A 22,880-nucleotide genomic window follows, 5' to 3' on the forward strand; every position below is an offset into this window, starting at 1 on the left:
ATAAAATGACCTACACTAAACTCTTTACAGTTCTTGCGGCTATAGTTGGCAGCATGTGGGCTTTCTGCGCCCATGCCAACAGCTTTGGCCCTGGGTATGAAAAGCCAATAGCGGAGGATTCGCTTAAACCTCAGGTAGAAGATACCACACTCTTTACACCCGAGGAAATTGACCTGATGATCGAATACATCCCTAATGAGCCCAATGAGGTTATTAAGGACAGGTTAAGCTGTATCGAATCTGATTTTCCGCTTACTTTTAATCCGTTCGTAAGGGGTTTTATAGATTATTTTACTATCCGCAACAGGAAGTATACCCGCACCATGATAAGCCGCGAGAATGTATACTTTCCACTGTTCGAGAAGTACCTGAAAAAGTATAACATGCCGCAGGACCTGAAGTACCTATCTATTGTAGAATCAGGCCTTAATCCTAAGGCAAAATCGGTAGCAGCAGCTGTTGGCTTATGGCAGTTTATAGGCTCTACAGGCAAGGAGTATGGCCTCGATCAGAATGGGCATATTGATGAACGCATGGATCCGGAAAAGGCTACTGACGCTGCTATGCGTTTCCTAAGCCGCCTTCACCGCTATTATGGCGATTGGGAACTTGCAATGGCTGCTTATAACTGTGGTCAGGGCAATGTAAACAAAGCTATTCGCCGGGCTGGCGGTGGCAAAAAGACTTTCTGGGAGATCTTTCCTTACCTTCCTAAAGAAACCCGCAGCTATGTACCTTCCATGACGGCCGTAATTTATACTATGAAGTATGCGCCGGAACACAACATTTTCTCTGATTCTATACTTTACGCAACAGATGTAGAGCACCTGGAAGTAAACCAGGCATTGGATCTGGAGAAACTGGCTGTGGAGCTGCATGTAGATACTAAATCTTTGCTGGCGCTGAACCCGGAATTAAAGACAAAGATGCTACCAGCACATACCCGCAACTATAAGCTTCGCATTCCGGCACAACGTGCAGCCTTGCTAGCCACTGAAACTGACCGAAGCTGTATTATGCTTGCCGCCACACCAACGCAACGCATTCCTGACCCGGTAAAAGAAATAACACCTGCGCTGGCGCAACCTTTACTTGCTACTGCCAAACCAGACACAGCCGAGAAAAAAGCAGCCGCCGACAAACTTACCTATATAGTTAAACGCGGCGATAACCTTACAACTATTGCAAACCGACACCAGGTAACAGTAGAACAGCTGAAGGAATGGAATAAACTCGGCAAGAGCAGCATCATACCAAACCAGAAGTTGTTTGTGTTCGGAACTGCAACAGAAGAGCCTGCCCTGTTAGCTTCAGCAGAAGAGAAAGCCGAGCCGAAAGAAGTAAAGAAAATAGCAAAAGCTTCAACTAAAAAATCACCAGAAACGGCCAGAGAACAAAAAGAAAGCGCTGTACACCATGTGCAACCAGGCGATACCCTCTGGAATATTTCGCAGCGGTATAACGGTATCAGCGTTGATCAGATAAAGAAACTGAATAAGCTAAAATCAAACGAAATTAAGCCAGGCCAAAAACTGATCATCAGTTAAGCCAGTTATTTTACATAACAAAAAAGCACCTCCCTAAACGGCAGGTGCTTTTTTGTTATAGTTTTTGAGTATAAAACAAGGTACTAACATAAAAAAACCATACTTTTTGTGCCTGCAAAGCACATACAGCTTATCTTTGGAGGCTGCACTTTGATTAGCCGCAAATTCTTAGGAAATTAGCCTTTATCCCTATTTTATACTTTCTTAAGTAGATAGGGCTGGAAGCAATTCCAACTACACAAACAACAACGCATACCATGATTAAAGTAAACAAACAAGACGCCCTGAATTACCACATGGAGGGTAAGCCCGGAAAGATTGAGGTAGTACCAACCAAAATGGTAAGTACACAACACGACCTTGCACTGGCTTATTCACCGGGAGTTGCAGAGCCTTGTAAAGAAATTGCCGCAGATAAAGACAATGTATATAAGTATACAGCCAAGGGCAACCTGGTTGGTGTAATATCAAATGGTACTGCCGTACTGGGCCTGGGCAATATTGGTCCTGATGCCTCCAAGCCTGTAATGGAAGGGAAAGGAGTACTCTTCAAGAAATTCGCAGGCATCGACGTATTCGATATCGAGATAGATTGCACTGACCCTGCTGAGTTTGTGCGCATCGTAAAATCGCTGGAGCCTACTTTCGGAGGTATAAACCTGGAAGACATCAAAGCCCCGGAAAGTTTTAAAATAGAAAATGCGCTGAAAGAGCAGATGAACATTCCGCTCATGCACGACGACCAGCATGGTACTGCTATCATTTCTGCAGCCGCTTTGCTGAATGCGCTAGAACTGGCTGGCAAAAGTATAGATAAAGTACAGCTGGTAGTAAATGGTGCCGGTGCCGCAGCTATTGCCTGCGCTAAACTGTATGTAGCGCTAGGTGCTAAAATGGATAACATCGTTATGTTCGATAAAGACGGCATTATCCGTCCGGAGCGCGACGACCTGGATATCTACAGAGCGCAGTTTGTGACTTTACGTAAGATAAACACATTGCAGGAAGCGATGCAGGGTGCCGATGTATTTATTGGTTTATCAGCAGGTAATGTGCTCCCTCCGGAGTATGTAAAACTGATGGCCGATAACCCGATCATATTTGCACTTGCTAACCCGGACCCGGAAATTCCTTACGATGTGGCGATGGCTACGCGCCCTGACCTGATCATGGCAACCGGCCGTTCCGATCATCCTAACCAGGTAAACAACGTTCTTGGTTTCCCTTACATTTTCAGAGGTGCACTTGATGTAAGAGCTACCGAAATAAACGAGGAAATGAAACTGGCTGCAGTGCGCGCACTGGCAACGCTGGCTAAAGAGCCTGTTCCGGAACTTGTACACAAAGCTTACGGCGATAATACGATCTCTTTCGGCCGTTTCTACCTGATCCCTAAGCCACTGGACCCACGCCTGATTACAACAGTGTCGCCGGCTGTGGCAAAAGCAGCTATGGAAAGTGGTGTAGCCCGAATTCCGATTACTAACTGGGAGGCCTACGAGCATGAGTTACAGGAGCGCATTGGTATAGACCAGAAACTGATGACGCGCATTACTAACCAGGCGAAGAAAGATCCGAAAACGGTAGTATTTGCAGAAGCAGACCATTATAAAATTCTGAAGGCAGCACAAACTGTAAAAGAACAGCAGATTGCGAACCCTATACTTCTTGGCAACCGCGAACGCATTAACGAAATTATTAAGGAGTATAACCTGGATTTGCAGGGCTGTACTATAGTTGACCCTTTTGAGGAACACGAAAAGCGCGAAGAGTTTGCCCAGTTACTTTACAAAAAACGCCAGCGCAAAGGTTTTACTTTATTCGATTGCCGCCGCCTGGTACGCGACCGCATATACTTTGGTAGCCTGATGCTGGAAACCGGCGAAGCTGATGCACTCATATCCGGACTAACCCGCGACTACTCCAGAACTATACTTCCGGCCATACAGGTCATCGGCGTGGAAGAAGGTGTAAACAAGGTAGCAGGTATGTATATTATCCTCAACAAAAAGGAGCCGTACTTCTTTGCTGATACCACCGTAAACGTGAACCCTACAGCCGACGAACTGGTGGATATAATCGGCCTGACTGCCCGTACTGTCCGTTTCTTTGATACAGAACCACGTATGGCAGTATTATCGTACTCTAACTTTGGCTCTGTAAAAGGAGATATACCTAATAAAGGATCTGAAGCAGTACGTAAAGCCAAGCAACGCTACCCTGACCTGCTGATAGATGGCGAAATGCAGGCGAACACCGCCCTTAACCGCGATATGCTGCGTGAGAATTATCCGTTCAGTACATTAGCTGAAAAAGGAGCGAATACGCTGGTGTTTCCAACGCTTACTGCCGGTAACATTGCTTACAAGCTGTTACAGGAAATTGGCGGCGCTGAAGCAATTGGCCCTGTATTAATGGGTATGCGCAAACCTGTTCATATTCTGCAACTTGGCAGTTCTATCAGAGAAATTATAAACATGGTAGCCATTGCTGTCGTAGATGCACAGAACTATAACAACAAACATATATAGATGATAGCCTATATTGATGGCAAATTAACTTATAAAGATCCAACCTATGTCATTATCGATGTTAATGGCATAGGTTACCAGATCAAAATATCGCTCGGAACGTATTCGGCGCTGCCTGATGGTGAGCGTTGCCGGCTGCATACTTTCCTGCATATAAAGGAAGACGCCCATACGTTGTATGGCTTTATGACAGCAGCAGAAAAAGAGACCTTCCTGCATCTGATCTCTATTTCGGGTGTTGGCCCGAATACAGGACTGATGATCTTATCATCACTGTCGGTAGAGGAAGTGCAGCAGGCTATAGTACGCGAAGATGTGCGCACGATACAGCATGTAAAAGGTATTGGCGCTAAAACAGCACAGCGAATTATACTTGAACTGAAAGATAAAATGAAAAAAGAAGTGTTGCTTTCAGATGCAGGCGTATCCGCACCTGGAGTGGCATACAATACCAACCGTTCCGAAGCGTTATCTGCTTTGGTAACATTGGGCTTTGCCAAGAATGTGGCCGAGAAAACTCTTGACTCAATCATCAAACGTGAAGGCAGAGAGCTAAGCGTGGAAGAGATGATAAAGTTAGCATTGAAATCTTCATAAGAGATATACCCAATTTGATCTGGAAAAGTAAAAAAAACAACCTGCTACTGGCATCGGTTGCTGCTATCTGTTTGCTGGCTTTATGGTCGCAGGCCGAAGAAGTGCGCTCGCGTAATAGGTTTAACTATTCTCTTTTCAAAAATCTGCTTTTACAGGATACTATTAAAACAGATTCCTCTAAACTGCAAAAATATATCCCGAGCCGCCGCCCTACGTTTGTACCCCGCGACCGCCGTGGCAACCCTTTCAGTACCCGTTCTAATGCTTCTCCCCTGCTATTGGGCCAGCCTGGCAATGTAGAGCTCAATATGCAGCTGGATGACAGCCTGCAACAATATACTATTGATGAAACTATAGGCGACCTCGATTACAGATTGCCTTCTTCAATGACGTTGCAGGAATACTCAGAGTGGCAGCAGCGCCAGTCTATACGAGATTACTGGCGGAGTAAATCCGCAGGCCTGGATGGCGAAAGCGTAGTAAGCAGCAAACGCCTGGTGCCTAAGATCTATATCAGCCCTGTTTTCGATCGTATTTTTGGTGGCAACTTTGTAGATATCCAGCCAAATGGTAACGTATCGCTGAAGTTTGGCGCACGGTTTAACCGCAACGAGAACCCAACTATACCTTTGCGCCAGCAACGCACCGGCGACTTTGATTTTGAGCAGAACATATCGCTGAACCTGGTTGGTAAGATCGGTGAGAAAATGCGCATCAACTTTAACTGGGATAACAACGCCAATTTCGATTTCGAAAACAACATGAAGCTGGATTACACCGGCTACGAAGAGGAGATCATACGCAAAGTGGAAGCGGGTAACGTTAGCCTGCCGCTTAACAATTCGCTTATTACGGGTGCCCAAAACCTTTTTGGTATAAAAACACAGCTGCAGTTTGGTCGCTTGGGCGTAACCGCTATTGCCTCTAACGTGCGCGGCCGCAACGATGAAATTGTAGTACAGAACGGGGCGCAGAACAAACCCTTTGAAATTCGGATAGACCAGTACGACCGCGATCGCCATTACTTTTTGTCGCAGTTTTTCCGGGGCCGGTATGATAACACGCTTAAAAACCTTCCGCTGGTTAATTCCGGAATCGTAATTCGCCGTTTAGAGCTATATGTAACCAACAACACCCGCTCTACCGAAAACCTGCGCAACATGGTAGCCTATATGGACCTGGGCGAAGCGGACCCGTACCGCGACCAGTTCCAGGGCAGCAATCCCAATGCCCCGGCAAACAACAATGCTAACCAACTCTATAGTTTAATAGCCAACAATACCGCCGCCCGCGATAATAACCGTGTAGATGATTACCTGACCAGCATCGGCTTACAGAAAGCAGTTGATTTTGAACACGTACGCGCGCGCAAACTTGACCCCCGTGAGTATAAATTTAACCCGCAATTGGGTCATATTTCACTTAACACAACCCTGTTGCCAGATCAGGTACTGGGTGTAGCTTTTGAATATACTTACAATGGCAAAACCTATAAAGTAGGCGAGCTTATAGAAGACTACCAGAACCGCTCCGACGACCAGGTAATTCACATGAAGTTGCTGAAGGCTACCAATCCATCATTACAATTCCCGACCTGGGACCTGATGATGAAAAACGTGTATAGCCTGGATGCCACGCAGCTTAACCGCCAGAATTTCCAGTTCCAGATCATTTATAAAGACGACGAGACAGGTGTAGATATCACAAGTATAAAAGAGCCAAGCGCTATCCAGAATATACCTTTGATTGAAGTACTGAACCTGGATAATGTAAACACCAACAACGACAAACCACGCGACGGCAACTTCGACTTTTTGCAGGGCATAACTATAGATCCTGAAACAGGGCGTATTTTCTTCCCGGAGGTAGAACCTTTCGGTAGTTACCTGGCCGGTAAGTTAGCTGGCAACCCGGAACTAATAGAGCGCTATGTATTCCAGGAATTGTATGAACAGACCCAGACAGATGCTCAGCAAAATACTACCAAGGCTAAGTTTTTCTTAAAAGGCCGCTTTCAGGCCACTTCAACCGATGAGATCGTACTTCCGGGCTTTAGAATAGCAGAAGGCTCTGTAGCTGTATACTCTGGAGGTACGCGCCTGGAAGAAGGCACTGATTACCAGGTATTTTATGATCTTGGCCGCATCAAAATTCTTAACCCAAGCTACATCAGCTCTGCCAGCGACCTGCGGGTGACCTACGAAAAGGCTGAGCTGCTGAATATTCAACCGCGTGCTTTACTCGGAGCCAGATTCGATTACAGGCTGAACAACGATGTAAACCTTGGTGCCACCGTTTTACACCTGAGCGAGCAGCCATACATAAACAGGGTAAGTATAGGCGACGAACCGAGCAACAATACCATTTATGGTTTCGACGTCAACATAAACAAAGAGTCTCGTTTCCTGACCAAGCTAACCGACAGAATCCCGCTTATCCAGACAAAGGCGCCATCCAGCGTAACGTTTAGCGGTGAGTTTGCACAGCTGGTGCCAGCTCCTTCCAAATCTCCTGTAAATGAAGCGGGTACTTCTTACGTTGATGACTTTGAAGGAGCAGAAACACCTTATAACCTGGGTGGCTTTAACAACGCAAGCTGGCGCCTGGCTGCTACTCCTGCCCCACTTGTACAAGGTCCGGGCCTACAATATTCTTACAACCGGGCTAAACTGGCCTGGTATACTATAGACCAGATCTTTTACCGCGACAGCGATAACCTGAAACCGGGCAACATTACCAAAGACGATCTGAAAAATCATTACGTGCGTGGCATACGCCGCAACGAAGTTTTCCCGGGCCGCGACCCGGAAGTAGCCAACACCTACGAATATACCTTTGACCTTGCTTACTACCCGCGAGACCGTGGCCAGTACAACTATAATCCCAATCTGGATGCTCAAGGCCGTTTATTAAGCGACCCTAAGAAGAACTGGGGTGGTATCAGCCGCGATATTACCTTCGATACCGACTTTGATAATGCTAATATTGAGTACATGGAGTTCTGGCTCATGGATCCTTTTATTACAGGGCCAAATGGCCGCAAAGATGACCAGGGCAACCAGATTACAAGTACTGAAGGCGGTGAACTTATACTTAACTTAGGTAGCGTATCGGAAGACATATTACGGGATAACCGCTATTCATTTGAGAACGGCTTGCCAACCACCGCCGGCGATGTGCAAAGTATACAGGAAACGATCTGGGGCCGCGTAACCACACAGCAGTTCCTGACCGATGCCTTTACAGGTGTTCCGGGCGGGCGCCAGTTCCAGGACATTGGTTTGGATGGTTTAAACGATGCCGACGAGCGTAACAAATTCCAGAACGGATTCCTGGACCAGATTCCGGGCACAGTGCCGCAATCTGTGATCGATGACCCTTCCGGCGATAATTTCCTGCACCACTTGGACCCGGTTTACGACCAACGCAATGCCGGTGTACTTGCCCGTTACAAAAACTTCAACGGCATGGAGAACAACTCACCGGAAAACAGCCGTTTCTCAAACTATGCTTTCCCGGATAAAGAAGACATGAACAAAGACAACGTTCTCAGCGACCTGGAGCAGTACTTTGAATATAAAATCAGTTTGAAGCCGGGGCAACTAAATGTTGGCCAGAATTACGTTGTAGACCAGGTAGTACACGAAAACATAAATGGCGATAAAGTAACCTGGTACCAGTTCCGTATTCCGGTACGCCAGCCAACAGCCAGTGTAGGCAACATCAGTAGCTTTAAGTCTATCCGGTTTATGCGTATGTACATGACCGAATTTGCCGACCCGGTGGTGCTACGCTTTGTGCAGTTCCAGTTTGTGGCTAACCAGTGGCGCACGTTCCTGCAGCCTATAACGGATGGTAACCCTTGTCTTACCTGCACAGACGATGCTAAAACCTTTACAGTTTCTACTGTTAACGTCGAAGAGAACAGCGAGTCGGCTGATGGCACCATACCTTATGTACTACCACCGGGCATAGAACGCCTCCGCGATTACGCCTCTACCAACGATCGCCGCCAGAATGAGCAGTCGCTGCAGCTTTGTGTAGAAGACCTGAAAGATTCTTTCTCGAAGGCTGTATACAAAAACCTGAGCCTGGACATGCTCATCTACAAGCGCCTGAAAATGTTTATACATGCTCAAACAGATGATGTAAACACACAAGACGATGATGTGCAGGCTTTCGTGCGTATCGGCACCGATTATACCCAAAACTACTACGAATACGTGGTACCGCTTAAGATATCGCAACCAGGCAGCAACACCCGCGAAGCCATCTGGCGAGCTGAAAACGAAATTGACATTGCCTTAGAAGACTTTGTAAATGCTAAAAACGAACGTAACAGGGCTGGTTTTGACAGAAGAATTCCTTACGAGGTAACTATAAATGGCAAAACAATACGCATAGTAGGTAACCCTGATTTCAGCGAAGTACAAAGTGTAATGATAGGCTTGCGTAACCCAACCGAAGCAAACGACGATGGCCGTCCGCATTCGGTATGTGTTTGGGTAGATGAGCTACGTGTAACTGACTTTAAAAACCAATCGGGCTGGGCTGCCAATGCACGCCTGAATACCAAACTGGCAGACTTTGCTAACCTAACCGCAACAGGAGCTTATACTACAGTTGGTTTCGGAGGCTTGCAGCAGAAAATAGCCCAGCGCTCGCGCGAGAACACAGCACAGTTTGATGTAAGCGCAAACATTGTAGCCGATAAGTTTCTGCCTGAAAAGTTAGGTGTTAAAGTACCGGTGTCGGTGCAATACGGCACCCTGAGCAGCGAACCGCAGTTCGACCCGCTGGATAAAGACGTGCCACTGGAGGAGTCACTAAAACGCTTTGACTCGCCATCAGAAAAAAGAGACTATAAACGCGAAGTAATTACCCAGGAAACACGCAAAAGCATAAGCCTGCTGAACGTACGCAAAGAGCGCACGAACCCGGAGGCGAAAGCCAAACCTTATGATATCGAGAACCTGGCTTTCTCCTACTCTTATGGCGAGCGCCTGTTTACCAACATCGAAACCGACCGCGACTATACTAAAACCTATACGGGTGGTATAGCTTATACTTACACCGCTACGCCTAAAAACTATACACCGCTGGCAAAAGCTAAAGCGCTTAACTCGCCATACCTGCGCCTGATAAAAGACCTTAACTTTACGCCGCTGCCAAGCCGTTTTGCCTTCCGAGCCGACCTGGACAGAAGGTATAACGAAACATTCCTTCAGCGCCGCGATCCGGGTTCAGGTTTGATCACCACAAGAGGTATTGAACCTACTTTCCAGAAATACTTTTACTTTAACCGCATTTACGACCTGAAGTGGGATATGAGCAAGAGCCTCTCGCTGGACTATACGGCTACCAACCGTGCTGTTGTAGATGAACCGGATTTCCGGATCGATAATGACATAGACTCACTTAAGTATAAAAACAAGATTATTTGGGAGAACCTGCGCCGTGGCGGCCGAAACACTAACTTTAACCAGTTAGCAGCTATCAACTATAAACTCCCGCTGGATAAATTCCCGCTGACGGATTGGCTGGGTGCCGAAACGCGCTATGCCGCTACTTATATCTGGACAGCCGGGTCTACGGCCCTAAACCAGGACGCAAACTTCAGACTGGGTAATACAGTTGAGAACAGCACCGAGTTCAGCGTAAATGGCCGCTTCGATCTAGTAAAACTTTACAACAAGGTGAAGTTCCTGAAAGAAGTAAATACGCCTGCACCGGCAGCCCGCCCTAAAACACCAGCGGATACAACAGCAAAACCAGCCGGCTCTGATATGAAGGTTGCCAGGTCGCTGGCTCGTGTGCTGATGATGACGCGCTCTATCAACTTTACATACTTACAGAACCGTGGTACCATGCTGCCTGGCTACCTGCCAACTACCAAAGTGCTGGGTTTTGATGATGGTTTTGATGCCCCTGGCCTGCCGTTTATACTTGGCAGGCAGTATGACCTTGATAACCTGTATAACCGCGCTTTCAGCAATGGCTGGTACACTGATAGCAGCCAGTACCTGAACACGCCGCTAAGCGCTATAAATACAGAAACCTTTACAGCTCGTGCTAATCTGGAGCCATTTAAAAGTTTTAACCTGCAACTGGATGCCCGCCACAACAAATCGGAAATTGAGGAAGTATTTTACCGCAAAGAATTTAATGATTTCGGCGAAGTAGGTGAGATCAACCAGCGTCAGAACCCGATCAACACAGGCTCTTTCAGCACATCGTTCCTGGCTCTGGGCACTTTATTCGAAGCGAACGACAGGGGTACTTCCGCAGCGTTTGAAGATTTTATCCGGAACAGGTATAATGTGCGCGATAAGTTAACCAATGCCAATGCCGCTGCCGGCGACTCAGGTTATACTTTGAACTCGCAGGATGTATTGCTGGAGTCGTTCCTGTATGCGTACCAAGGGCGCGATATTAACGGTTACAAGGCAAGAGATAAAAATCCGTTCAGCCGACTGCCAATTCCAAACTGGCGCATCGATTACAACGGGCTGTCACAGTTGCCTTTCTTCCAGCAGTGGTTCAGCCAGGTTAATCTTACGCATGCTTATAACTCCAGCTATAACATCACAAGCTTTACATCGTCGCTGGCTTACCAGAGTGCGCCTGCTGGTTATCCAGACAATAAAAACGACTTTGGCCAGATTGTGCCTTACTATATTGTGAGCCAACTGACAGTTGTAGAGCGCATGGCACCGCTGGTAGGCGTTAACTTCCGTACGAAGACAAACTTCACAGGCCGTGTGCAGTACAACATGGAGCGTAACCTGTCGCTAAACCTGACCAACGCGCAGGTAACCGAAACCAACGTGAAAGATTACGTACTGGGTTTTGGCTACAGCACCACCAATTTCAGAATACCATTCAGAATTGGCGGCTCGCGCAAAGTATTGGAGAATGAACTGACCATGCGCCTGGATTTCTCGGTGCGTGATAACCAGACAGTACAGCGTGCCATTGCCCGAGACGATGCCGGGAACGAGCGCAGCCAGAACCAGATAACTAACGGAACTATGCAACTGCAACTGCGCCCTACCGTAGATTATGTGCTCAGCCAGCGCGTAAACCTGCAGTTCTATGTGTTGAGAACCGTATCAGACCCTAAGATCTCCACCTCATTCAGAAGCAGTGTTTCAGAGGGCGGTGTACAGGTACGAGTTAGTTTGCAATAATATTTTGGCATTGCGAAAAAGGCTGTATTTTTGACGAGTCATAATTAACAGAAATAACAAATGAACCTACCTGAAAACCTAAAGTATACAAAAGACCATGAGTGGGTGCGTATCGAAGGCGATGTAGCCTATGTAGGCATCACAGATTTTGCGCAGAGCGAACTGGGTGACATCGTGTATGTAGACATCGACACTGTAGACAAAGAGATCAGCAAAGAAGAAGTTTTCGGTACTGTAGAGGCCGTTAAAACTGTATCTGACCTTTACAGCCCATTAAGCGGTACTGTGCTGGAGTTTAATGATAAACTTGAGGCTAGCCCTGAACTGGTAAACTCTGACCCTTACGGCGATGGTTGGATCATTAAAATGTCTGTAAGCAATACTGGCGAAGTAAACGAGCTGCTTACTGCAGAAGCTTACAAAGAGCTGATTGGCCACTAACAAATAAATAAAGTAGGTTGATTTTAAGGTATAACCTATTTACCATTTTGTGGGCAGCAATGATCCTTTTAACGACATTGCTGCCCACTTCTTCTATGCCGCAGTCCCTCTCTATCTGGGACCTCCTCTCCTTCGACTCTTTTGCCCACGGGTTCATGTTTGCCATACTTACCTTCCTGATGATCGTAGGCATGTCTAAACAATATACTTATACCAAACTACGCCATTACGCCATCCGCGTATCTCTTGCCACATGCTTCCTGTTTGGTGTCACCATTGAGCTGATTCAGCATATTTCGCAAGCAGGCCGCCATGGCGATATCATGGATGTGCTGAGCAATACGATCGGCTGTTTCCTGGGCATTCTGCTTTTCAAGATCATCTACAAACGCTGATATTTTCTGGTAGCAATCTAAACTATAGCTGCTTATCTTTCGCAGATGAAGCAAGTTTATACTTTATACTTAGTGCTACTGCTTTGCCTGCCGGCAACACTTATACATGCACAGCAAATGAACCGCGTGCGTCAGACCATTGATACGCTGTGTTCGCCAGCCATGCATGGCCGCGGCTATATTTTTGATGGCGATAAAAAAGCAGCAGATCTTATCAGTTATACTTTCCGCTCGGCTGGCCTCAAAAGTTTTGGGAGCAGCTATTTCCAACCTTTCAGCTTAACAGTAAACCGTATTACCGCCACTCCGCAACTACAAGCCGATAAAATTAAATTAACTGCCGGTGAAGATTTTGTTGCGGGTGCCGCCTCGGCTTCGGGCAAAGGCAAGGCGAAAGTGCTGGCCCTGGATACACTCGTTTTTACAGATACCACCGTTGCCAGCAAGTTCTTCTCTCAGCCCCTGAAAAAGAAAGCCATACTTTACCGACAGCAGGACAAGCAGAAGCTAATTAAACTTCCGGAGCCCTACCAGAAACAATTGCAGGCTGCTAAGCTGCAAATTATACTTCAGCCTAAAGAACTCTTAACTCCGGTGGCACGGCAACAAACCCTACCAGTATTGGAGGTAAAAACAACAGCCTGGCCTACCCAAACCCGCAAAGTAAAGTATAACATTCAGGCTGATATGGCGCAGAACTATAAAACCCAAAATGTGGTGGCGTTTGTGGAAGGTAGTATAAAACCTGATTCTTTCATTGTTTTTTCGGCGCACTACGACCATTTGGGCGGTCAAGGTAAAGATGTATACTTTCCGGGAGCAAACGACAATGCCAGCGGCACGGCCATGTTACTTGAGTTAGCACACCACTATAGCCAGCCCGAAAACAAACCAAAGTATAGCATGGCCTTTATAGCATTTGCAGCCGAAGAAGCAGGTTTGCTGGGCTCTTATCATTTTGTGCAAAATCCGCTGTTTCCGCTAGGCCAGATCAGGTTCCTGGTTAACCTGGATTTGCTGGGCACCGGCGATGATGGTATGATGGTTGTGAATGGAAGTATACATCCGAAGGAATTTAACCTGCTAACCCAACTCAACCAACAGCAGCATTACCTTACTCAAATCAGAAGCCGCGGCAGGGCAGCCAACTCCGATCATTTCCCTTTTTCAGAAAAAGGTGTGCCTGCTTTCTTTTTTTATACTTTGGGCGGCACCACTGCTTACCACAACACAAACGACAAAGCTGAGCAACTACCACTTACACGCTTTCCGGAAGTGTTTAAACTAATAACAGCATTTACAGCGCAATTGCAGTAGCGTTTATACTTTAGCCAAAGTCAGCCAGGCTAAATTTATCAGAAATATTGATTCATACTATACTCCAGGAGCTTGCCTTTGCAGGGCCAATTCATTAGATTTAATATTCTGCTTTAGTGCCTTAGCCGTTTATACTTACAGCTTACCTGTCTATGAAACCAAAACGTATGCGCTTACATGCTTTGCCGGCTTTTCTTGGGGCGGTACTTTTATCCTGCCTTCCGTTAGGGCTGTTTGCCCAGAAAAAAGACAATACGTTTTTAGACCAGACAGAACAAAAAAAATTAGCCCCGGCATTGCAGCAAAATGATGCCCGGCAGTCCTCAGCAGGCAAATTCCGCGTGCAGGTTAAGGACAGCGCTCTGTTTTTAAAGTGGCTGCAAGAGCAAAAACTAAGTATTAACACGACCAAAGTAGCCGGTTATAAAAATATCATACTTGTATCAGATGTAGCCGACAGCGAACTGAAGCAGCTTATATCCAGCCCGTATGTTACGTTTATTGATAAGCCCAACCGTAGCCCACGCGAAGAATCTGAATTTAAGGATGCAGACCTTACCTTTAACAAAATCAACTATGTGCACAGCATTTACCCACAGGTAAACGGCGAAAACCTGGTTGCATCGGTAAAAGAAGATGCCTTTGACCCTACCGATATTGATTTAAAGAACAGAACACTGCCATCGCCGCAGGCCAGCAGCACCCAATCTGCACATGCAACAACTATGGCAACTATAATAGCAGGCGCAGGTAATTCTTCGCCCTTAGGTAAAGGAGTTGCCCGCAAAGCCAAACTGGTTTCTTCGGATTTTAAGGAACTGATGCCTGAAAGCAGCGAGCAACTTTTAGCTGTTGGCGTTTCGGTACAAAATCATTCCTATGGCGTTGGAGTAGAGAACTATTATGGGTTAGAAGCCGCTGCCTACGACAAACAGACTTATACTTACCCGCAACTGCTGCACGTATTTTCGTCGGGTAACAGTGGCACAGAAACTGCCGTGGACAACCCATACAAAGGCATTGCAGGCATGGCTAACCTGACGGGGCAATTTAAAACATCTAAAAATACGCTGAGTGTAGGTGCCATTGAGGCTAACAGACAGATTGGTGCGCGCAGCTCAAAAGGCCCCACTTACGATGGCCGTGTAAAGCCCGAACTTGTTGCTTATGGCAAAGGTGGCACTTCTGAGGCTGCTGCGCTGGTATCTGGCGTATCGCTGCTGTTGCAGCAAAGTTACCGCGACAACCACAACGGCACCTTGCCTCCGGCAGCATTGGTAAAAGCCATACTTATAAACAGTGCTGATGATGCAGCCCGGCCGGCCGTGGATTTTGATTCGGGTTTTGGAAACACCGATGCAAAGGGAGCGCTGAAAACTATGTTGGATAAACGGTTTGTAATTGCTGCTGTAGCTCAGAACGAAGAAAAGACGTTTACCATTACAGTACCAGCTGATGCACATGAGCTGAAAGTTACCCTGGTATGGCACGACCCCGAAGCAGAAGCCAATGCTTCCAGAGCCCTCATCAACGACCTGGATTTAACAGTACAGCAAAGCGGTACCGGCCTGACCTGGCAACCATGGGTTCTCAGTACTTTTCCTCATCCCGACTCGCTTAAACTACCTGCCAAGCGCCGTGCTGACCACTTGAACAATGTAGAGCAGATTACCATTTCTGCTCCGGAAGCAGGAACTTATACTTTGAAAGTTAAAGGCTACCAAGTTAGCGAAGGTGCAAAAGATTTCAGTCTGGTTTATGAATATGAAAAAGGCCTGGAATGGACATACCCGGTGCAGGGAAGCAGCCTGATACCCGAAAGTATAAACCGCATACGTTGGGATGGCTCCAAACAAGCTGCCACCGGCAAACTGGAATATAAAAGCGCAGGCAGCAATACCTGGACGCTGGTAAATGATGCAGTTGATATAGCGACAGGCTACTTTGATTGGCAGGCACCCGATAATGTGCAAGTTGCGCAGCTTCGTTTAAGCGCTGGCAGCCAAAGTATAACTTCCGGCAGTTTTATACTTGCAAATGAACTTGCGCTAAAAGTTGGCTACGATTGCGATAACAAACTAATGCTGTTCTGGCCAGAGGCTGCCGGGGCACTACAATACCAGGTATACCAGCTCGGCGATACTTACCTGGAGCCACTGGCCCTTACCCCCGATACTATACTTGTAGCAGATAAAAGCCAGCTCACAAGCAGCCGGTTTACGGTAGCGCCAATTGTACAAGGCATTGAAGGCGCTTATGGCAGTACCATCGCTTCTGATCGTGTTGGTTATACTTGTTACATTAAAAATTTCCTGCCGCGCTTTATAGTTGGCAATACCATAGTTTTTAACCTCGAACTGAGCACACTATACGAACTGGCCTCTATAAGCTTGGAAAGGGCAGATGAAAAAGGTATGTTCCAGACAATCAAAAGTATAAATCCGGTTACACAATTAACCTCCGAGCTTTCAGACCCTGCACCAAAACTGGGGCAAAATATTTACAGGGCCAGAGTAGTCAGCAAAGCCAACCAGTCATACTACAGCCAGTCTGAAACAGCATACTTCGTAAATGAAAAGTTTATGCAGGTGGCACCTAACCCGGTAGCTTCAGGGCAGGATTTAAGTGTTCTGGTAGAGGCCGACCCGGTAACATTACAGCTTTTTGATCAGTTAGGCCGGTTGGTGCGGGAATCTACAGAGTTAGGAGCTATTAAAACACTATCTACACTTAACCTGCCCGCCGGACTTTATATTGTGCGTGCACGGAGCGAAAACGGAAAATTCACTTCTTCAAGCCGGGTAATCATACTTTAAGCTAAAAGCTGCTAAAACAAAAAAGCCCTGCAAAACTGCAGGGCTTTTCTTATGCAAAACTACTTGCTGCTTAGTACAGGTAGTTAAGAGCTGTTCTGTCGTTAGAGTTGAAGTAACGGTTCACACCAGATCCGATACAAGCCAGCATCCAGGAATTAGGATCTGGGCCAGCTGGCGTTCCTGGGATCTGGATTGCACCTACAGTAGAAGCTCCTTCGTTAGAGTAAGCACCACCGCAAGAGTAGCTACGATCCATGTAATCTGTGTGGCGGAAACCAATGCAATGGCCAGCCTCATGTGCCAGAATAGTAGCCAGGTAGTTGGTACCCGGGTTAGAACCCAGGTAATCAGAATTAACCTTTACGCTGTTGTAAGGGTTGCCACCTGATGGGAAACCAGCAGAAGCCAGGTAAGAAGAACCTGTTGGCGCTTTCGAGAAAAGGATCTCGTAACCAGAAGATACGCGCTGGAATTTAATACGCAGGTTCTCGGCATTGTAACGACGGATAGCTTCATCAAGCGCAGTTACATACGAAGACGGCAAGCTGGTAGTAATCGCCACTTTGATAGTACGGGCAGTAGAGCCTACACTTACTAGGTTTGTGGTGCGATACTGCTCGGCTTCGCCTACACGTAACGCATTAACCTTGCTTCTCTCGGCAAGATCAGCATCCGATAACATGATGTCGCCTTCTACAAGATAGCCACCCTCTACGCGCTCAACACCCTGGGTGCTGAAGCCCGCCTGGGCGATCATGTCTAGTGTAGTCTGCGACACTTTGTTGTCTGCTACTTCGGTTTCTTCCTGCTGGCAAGAAGCGAAGCTGAACATTGCCACGAAAGCGGCTCCAATGAGTAATCTGTTTGTTAACATAGGTTTTAAAGTGGTTAAGTGAAACATGTACTAATATATATAAATATACTATATATTAGCAAGTCTATTACTCACTTTAAACCAATTAGTTACATTAAATAAATATGAAATAAACACAATAAAATGTGTCTAAACACTAAATAATGCGATTGCATTTAGCCAGTAAGCTTTTTATCTAAATCAGGCGGGATTGATGTGCTAACATCGCTGCAAAAATATTTTTAAGAAATTTTATAATTACCTTATACACCAGGCACATAACAGCAGTTTATACTTTACTTTATACTTAAAATTTGCTTATCATACTTTGAAGCTGATCACATTGTAACGATTTATCTTAGCATACTACCCTACAGAAATAATAAGGGCTGCCCACACATGTGTGGGCAGCCCTTATTATTTTATACTTAAACGGCCTTAGTACAAATAACCTAAAGCGCTTCTATCGTTGCTATTGAAAGGACGATCCTGGCCGGAACTGATACAAGCCAGCATCCAGGAGTTAGGATCAGGGCCTGTTGGCGTACCTGGAATATGTATAGCGCCTACAGTGCTGGCACCTTCGTTTGAGTACGATCCACCACAAGAGTAGCTGCGGTCCATGTAGTCAGTGTGGCGGAAACCAATGCAATGGCCTACCTCGTGCGCCAGAATAGTAGCCAGGTAGTTGGTACCCGGGTTAGAGCCCAGGTAGGTAGAGTTAACCTTTACACGGTTGTAAGGATCTCCATTAGAAGTAGGGAAACCTGCTGAAGCTAAATAGCCGGCTCCTGCTGGTGCCTTAACCAGCGAGATATCGCCTCCTGAATTTACCCTGCGGAAAGTTATCTGCAGACTTTGCGCATTGTAACGTCTGATAGCCTCATCGGTAGCTGTTACATAAGCACTCGGCAACTGGCCTGATACGCTAATAGTAATTACACGTGGCAAGCCTTTTACCAGGTTTGTGGTGCGGTACTGCTCGGCTTTGCCTACGCGTAAAGCATTAACCTTACTTCCTGTTGCAAGCTCAGCTTCGGTTACTACAATGTCGCCTTCTACGAGGTAACCTTCCTCAATGCGCTGCACATTGTTGGTGTTAAAACCGGCTTTTGCAATCTGATCGAGTGCCGCCTGAGAAACAGCATCATTGGTAACCACATTTTCGTCATGCTGGCAAGAGGCAAAACCAACTGTAAGCGCCAGGGCTAACCCGAGTTGTAAATACTTTGTTCTCATAAGATGAAAGAGTTTAGGTGAAACAATAAAAAAGACAGTTTATATAGTAGGTATATATATTTATTGCTCGTTATCAAGTGGTTACCTTGATCAGGATTTGTTATACTTCTATATAAATATTAAGTTACTTTGCTTCACCTATTTATTTTTAAATTTTAACTTCATAACATCCTAGCTTCCATATACCTATAAAATAAAAGGGCCTGCAAATAATTGCAGACCCCTTTTTAGCTAAGTTTTTAACTTCTTAGTACAGGTAGTTCAAAGCAGTTTTATCGTTTGCGTTGAACGGACGGCTCTGGCCAGAACCGATACAAGCCAACATCCATGAGTTAGGATCCTGTGTAGATGGAGTACCTGGGATCAGGATAGCGCCTACTGTAGAAGCACCTTCGTTTGAGTAAGAACCACCGCAAGAGTAGCTACGATCCATGTAGTCAGTGTGACGGAAACCGATGCAATGGCCCATCTCGTGTGCAAGGATGGTAGCGAACCAAGCCTGGTTAGGAGCAGTACCAATGTATCTTGTAGCAACTTTTATTTGGTTATGAGGATCACCTGCAGAAGTAGGGAAACCAGCAGATGCTAAGTACTGAGCGCTTTTTGGAGCAGCAACAATATCAATAGCTCCACCAGATGCTACACGCTGGAATGTGATCTGCAAACCTTCTGCATTATAACGGGCAATAGCCTCATCTAAAGCCGGAAGGTAAGAAGATGGCAATGAAGTAGACATGCTAACAGTAATCACACGTGGCAGGCCTTGAACCAGGTTAGTAGTGCGGTACTGCTCAGCTTCACCTACGCGTAAAGCATTAACTTTAGCAGTGCTGCTAAGTTCGCTATCAGATAAGAAGATATCACCTTCTACTATATAGCCACCCTCAGCGCGCTGCACATTGTTTGTATTGAAACCTAATTGAGAAATCTGCTCAATGGTTTTTTGATTTACGGCGTCCTGGCTTGTAGCCTCTTCTTCTTTCTGGCAAGACACAAGAGCGAATGATGCCATTACAGCAGATGCGAACAGTAAGCGTGTTAATTTCATAAAGTTTTAAAATTTTAAGTTAAACATAAATGAAATATAATATATATAAATAAAGTATCAAAATGTTTTAAAGCTTATTTAAGCGTTTTTTATATAAATATTCAGGTGTTATTACATCCATGTTGTACCACTAAATAATATGATTATTTAATCACTTTAAAACATCAAATTTCCGATAAAGTAGATGGAATAACATTAATTTCTGATGGTTTGCACCTTCTCAGAGCAGGCTTTATTATCAAGTTTTATTATCCGGTAGTAGGTAAAGTATGGAAGGGTTAAAAAGAATAAACTACACTTTGTATAAGCATAAAAAACGGCTGTTACTTTGTAAAAGCAACAGCCGTTAGCTATACTATAATAAGGTATAATTAAAGTATGTTATTTATCTGCTCTTTTATCTTCTCCAGCTCTTCCTTCATCTCTACCACATAATGCTGTATGGTTGCATCGTTAGCCTTGGAGCCTATGGTATTTATTTCGCGACCAATTTCCTGGGCAATAAAGCCAAGTTTCTTACCGGTAGGTTCTGGCAAGTATACGGTTTCAGTAAAATAATGCAGGTGGTTTATCAGGCGCACTTTTTCTTCGGCAATATCCAGCTTCTCCATAAAGTATATCATCTCCTGCTCAAATCTGTTCTTGTCGAAATGTTCAGAGGTACCGATATCTGTTAAATGGCCTTTAATACGTGCACGAATGTGCTCCATACGTACCGGGTCGTGCTTTTCAATTTCGGCCAGCAAAATCCGGATTTTATCTACGTATGACATGATCTCGGCAGTTAGCGCTTTGCCCTCATCGGCACGGAAAGTATTTATATTGGCCAGCGCCTCTTCTACCAAAGGCTGCACAATGCTCCAGTCTGCGCCGGTGCTTTCGTCTTCGCCCTGGTCCTGCTGCAAAACATCAGGCATGTGCAGTGCTAACCGGAAAAGATCATTCTTCTGCCCACCCACCATATCAGCTGCTTCGTTCAGTTCGGAATAATAGGCACGAAGCAATTCTTTGTTAATAGTGCTTTTAGCTTTCTGGGCTTTATTTTTAGTATAATCTATACAAATGCTTACTTTACCACGAACCAGCGCTTTTGTAAGCATATTTCTTATTTCGTACTCAAACTCGCTTAAAAAACGGGGCAGGCGCACACCTAAATCCATACTTTTAGAATTAAGCGAACGGATTTCTACTGAAATGGAATACTGATCGGCATCTTGCCGGGCACTTCCAAAGCCTGTCATGGATTGTAACATAAGCTCTTTTTATAATAGTGATACTCTGGCAAATTAAGTATAATTCTTCAGATTTTAGTGCCTGCACAGCTTAAAGCTATTAAATGCAAACTTATGCGTGCAGCCCTATTAATATTTATTTAACTTTGAAGTATGAAATTTGGTGTAGTCGTTTTCCCGGGGTCCAACTGCGACCAAGACCTTGTAGATGCTCTAAGCGTGGGCATGCAACAGGAAGTTGTTAAACTATGGCACAAAGACCACGACCTGCAGGGTTGTGACTTTATACTGCTGCCAGGTGGTTTCTCTTATGGTGATTACCTGCGTTCAGGTGCCATTGCCCGTTTCTCGCCTATTATGCAGGAAGTGGTGCAGCATGCCAACCGCGGTGGTTATGTAATGGGTATCTGCAACGGTTTCCAGATTTTAACGGAAGCCGGTTTGCTACCAGGCGCACTGCTGCCTAATGCAAACCGAAAATTTATCTGCGACAACGTATACATTAAGCCGGTTACGAATGGTTTGTTACCAACACGCCACCTGGACCTGGACAAAGCTTACAAAATACCAGTTGCCCATGGCGACGGCCGCTACCACGCCGATAAAGACACGCTGCGCAAACTGGAAGACAACGACCAGATCATGTTTAAGTATAGCAGCAACATTGCCGATACGCACGAGATCTACAACATAAACGGCAGCTTGTTAAACATTGCCGGTGTAGCCAACGAGAAGAAAAACGTGTTTGGTATGATGCCGCACCCGGAACGCGCTGTAGACGCTGACCTTGCTAACACTGACGGCCGCGCTATTTTCGAATCTATACTTGATATGGTAAACGCGTAGGTTAGACGCCAGACTTTAGACTCAAGCCATTATACTTTATAGTTTATAGTTTATACCAGAAGCCCCGCTTGCTACAACAGGCGGGGCTTTTTATACTTATCCTTTGCCGGATCTTAATGAAACAAGGATGAAGGCTTTTCGATTTCAGCCAGTATGTTTTTGCAGCTGTGGCTATGGCCGGTATACTTCAGATATTGGTTGGCCTGTTTAAGCTGGGCAAATTTATCAGGCTGGTGCCGCAACCGGTAATGTATGGTTTTGTAAATGGCCTGGCGGTTATCATTTTTACCCCGCAACTGGGGCAGTTTAAAACGATAGTTAACGGCCAAACTACGTGGCTAACCGGCGAACCGCTCTGGATCATGCTTGGCCTGGTAGCGCTAACTATAGCAATAATACTTCTCTTCCCGAAAATTACCAAAGCTATACCTGCCTCGCTGGTCGCTATTATAGTAGTGTTTATAGTAGTGCTGGGTTTTAACATCGATATCAAAACAGTAGAGTTATGGCCCGCTGTTCTTTGGATCTGTAACGGCCTTCTCCGAAAAGTTTGATGTGCAAAACGACCTGCGGAAGTGATCATTGATTTTAAGGTAAGTCGTGTGGCCGATATGTCGGGGATTGATGCGCTGAACAAATTAACCGAGCGGTACCGGAATGCCGGTAACAAGCTGCACCTGCGCCACCTCAGCGAAGACTGTCGCCGCCTGCTTGCCAACGCCCAGGATGTAATCGATGTGAATATTCTCGAAGACCCACATTATGCGGTATTAACTGATAAGCTATAAAACAAAAGCCCTGAAGTTATACTTCAGGGCTTTTGTTTTA

15 protein-coding genes are annotated in these 22,880 nt (G+C 45.8%); 11 read left to right on the forward strand and 4 right to left on the reverse strand.

What is annotated here, in order from left to right; all coding sequences use genetic code 11:
- The first annotated feature begins 5 nt into the window (after nt 1-5).
- The 8 genes from LWP20_RS10055 (at nt 6) to LWP20_RS10090 (ending at nt 16,834) form a co-directional block, all read left to right on the forward strand.
- Nucleotides 6-1,547 carry a lytic transglycosylase domain-containing protein gene (locus tag LWP20_RS10055; RefSeq protein WP_242927992.1) on the forward strand — a complete coding sequence of 514 codons (1,542 nt, stop codon included), beginning with the start codon at nt 6-8 and terminating at the stop codon, nt 1,545-1,547.
- Nucleotides 1,548-1,804: 257 nt separating this feature from the next.
- Nucleotides 1,805-4,078 carry an NADP-dependent malic enzyme gene (locus LWP20_RS10060; protein ID WP_242927993.1) on the forward strand — a complete coding sequence of 758 codons (2,274 nt, stop codon included), beginning with the start codon at nt 1,805-1,807 and terminating at the stop codon, nt 4,076-4,078.
- The gene (ruvA, locus tag LWP20_RS10065) at nt 4,079-4,675 is read left to right on the forward strand and encodes a Holliday junction branch migration protein RuvA (protein WP_242927994.1); all 597 of its coding nucleotides are present in this window, start codon (nt 4,079-4,081) and stop codon (nt 4,673-4,675) included.
- 14 nt (nt 4,676-4,689) lie between these two features.
- Nucleotides 4,690-11,865, forward strand: coding sequence for a T9SS outer membrane translocon Sov/SprA (gene sov / locus LWP20_RS10070; protein ID WP_242927995.1), 7,176 nt, complete (start codon nt 4,690-4,692; stop codon nt 11,863-11,865).
- 60 nt (nt 11,866-11,925) lie between these two features.
- Entirely contained in the window at nt 11,926-12,306 is a 381-nt protein-coding gene (gcvH, locus tag LWP20_RS10075) for a glycine cleavage system protein GcvH (RefSeq protein WP_242927996.1), read from the forward strand.
- A gap of 59 nt (nt 12,307-12,365) precedes the next feature.
- Nucleotides 12,366-12,701: a VanZ family protein gene (locus tag LWP20_RS10080; protein WP_242927997.1), complete on the forward strand. Its 336-nt coding sequence runs from the start codon at nt 12,366-12,368 to the stop codon at nt 12,699-12,701.
- Between the two features lie 45 nt (nt 12,702-12,746).
- Nucleotides 12,747-14,018 (forward strand): M28 family metallopeptidase, encoded by a 1,272-nt coding sequence (locus LWP20_RS10085; protein WP_242927998.1) that lies wholly within the window; start codon nt 12,747-12,749, stop codon nt 14,016-14,018.
- Between the two features lie 152 nt (nt 14,019-14,170).
- A complete protein-coding gene (locus LWP20_RS10090) occupies nt 14,171-16,834 on the forward strand; it encodes a S8 family serine peptidase (RefSeq protein ID WP_242927999.1) in 2,664 nt (887 codons plus the stop codon).
- Nucleotides 16,835-16,904: 70 nt separating this feature from the next.
- On the opposite strand, the gene LWP20_RS10095 is transcribed toward LWP20_RS10090, so the two are convergent.
- From LWP20_RS10095 to LWP20_RS10110, 4 genes are all read right to left on the reverse strand, one after another.
- Nucleotides 16,905-17,708 (reverse strand): M57 family metalloprotease, encoded by an 804-nt coding sequence (locus tag LWP20_RS10095; protein WP_242928000.1) that lies wholly within the window; start codon nt 17,706-17,708, stop codon nt 16,905-16,907.
- 417 nt (nt 17,709-18,125) lie between these two features.
- On the reverse strand, nt 18,126-18,926 hold the full coding sequence (locus tag LWP20_RS10100; RefSeq protein WP_242928001.1) for a M57 family metalloprotease: 801 nt from the start codon (nt 18,924-18,926) through the stop codon (nt 18,126-18,128).
- A gap of 247 nt (nt 18,927-19,173) precedes the next feature.
- Nucleotides 19,174-19,974: a M57 family metalloprotease gene (locus LWP20_RS10105; protein ID WP_242928002.1), complete on the reverse strand. Its 801-nt coding sequence runs from the start codon at nt 19,972-19,974 to the stop codon at nt 19,174-19,176.
- Nucleotides 19,975-20,345: 371 nt separating this feature from the next.
- The gene (locus LWP20_RS10110) at nt 20,346-21,227 is read right to left on the reverse strand and encodes a YicC/YloC family endoribonuclease (RefSeq protein WP_242928003.1); all 882 of its coding nucleotides are present in this window, start codon (nt 21,225-21,227) and stop codon (nt 20,346-20,348) included.
- Nucleotides 21,228-21,359: 132 nt separating this feature from the next.
- Between LWP20_RS10110 and purQ the strand changes: the two genes are divergently transcribed.
- The 3 genes from purQ to LWP20_RS18360 all read left to right on the forward strand — a co-directional run bounded on the left by purQ (nt 21,360) and on the right by LWP20_RS18360 (nt 22,840).
- Nucleotides 21,360-22,052: a phosphoribosylformylglycinamidine synthase subunit PurQ gene (gene purQ / locus LWP20_RS10115; protein ID WP_242928004.1), complete on the forward strand. Its 693-nt coding sequence runs from the start codon at nt 21,360-21,362 to the stop codon at nt 22,050-22,052.
- Nucleotides 22,053-22,219: 167 nt separating this feature from the next.
- Nucleotides 22,220-22,606 (forward strand): SulP family inorganic anion transporter, encoded by a 387-nt coding sequence (locus tag LWP20_RS18355; protein WP_367615744.1) that lies wholly within the window; start codon nt 22,220-22,222, stop codon nt 22,604-22,606.
- A 21-nt stretch (nt 22,607-22,627) separates the two neighbouring features.
- A complete protein-coding gene (locus LWP20_RS18360; protein ID WP_367615745.1) occupies nt 22,628-22,840 on the forward strand; it encodes a hypothetical protein in 213 nt (70 codons plus the stop codon).
- Nucleotides 22,841-22,880: the final 40 nt, after the last annotated feature.

Origin of the sequence: Pontibacter vulgaris, assembly GCF_022758145.1 — a bacterium.
Lineage (GTDB): Bacteria > Bacteroidota > Bacteroidia > Cytophagales > Hymenobacteraceae > Pontibacter > Pontibacter vulgaris.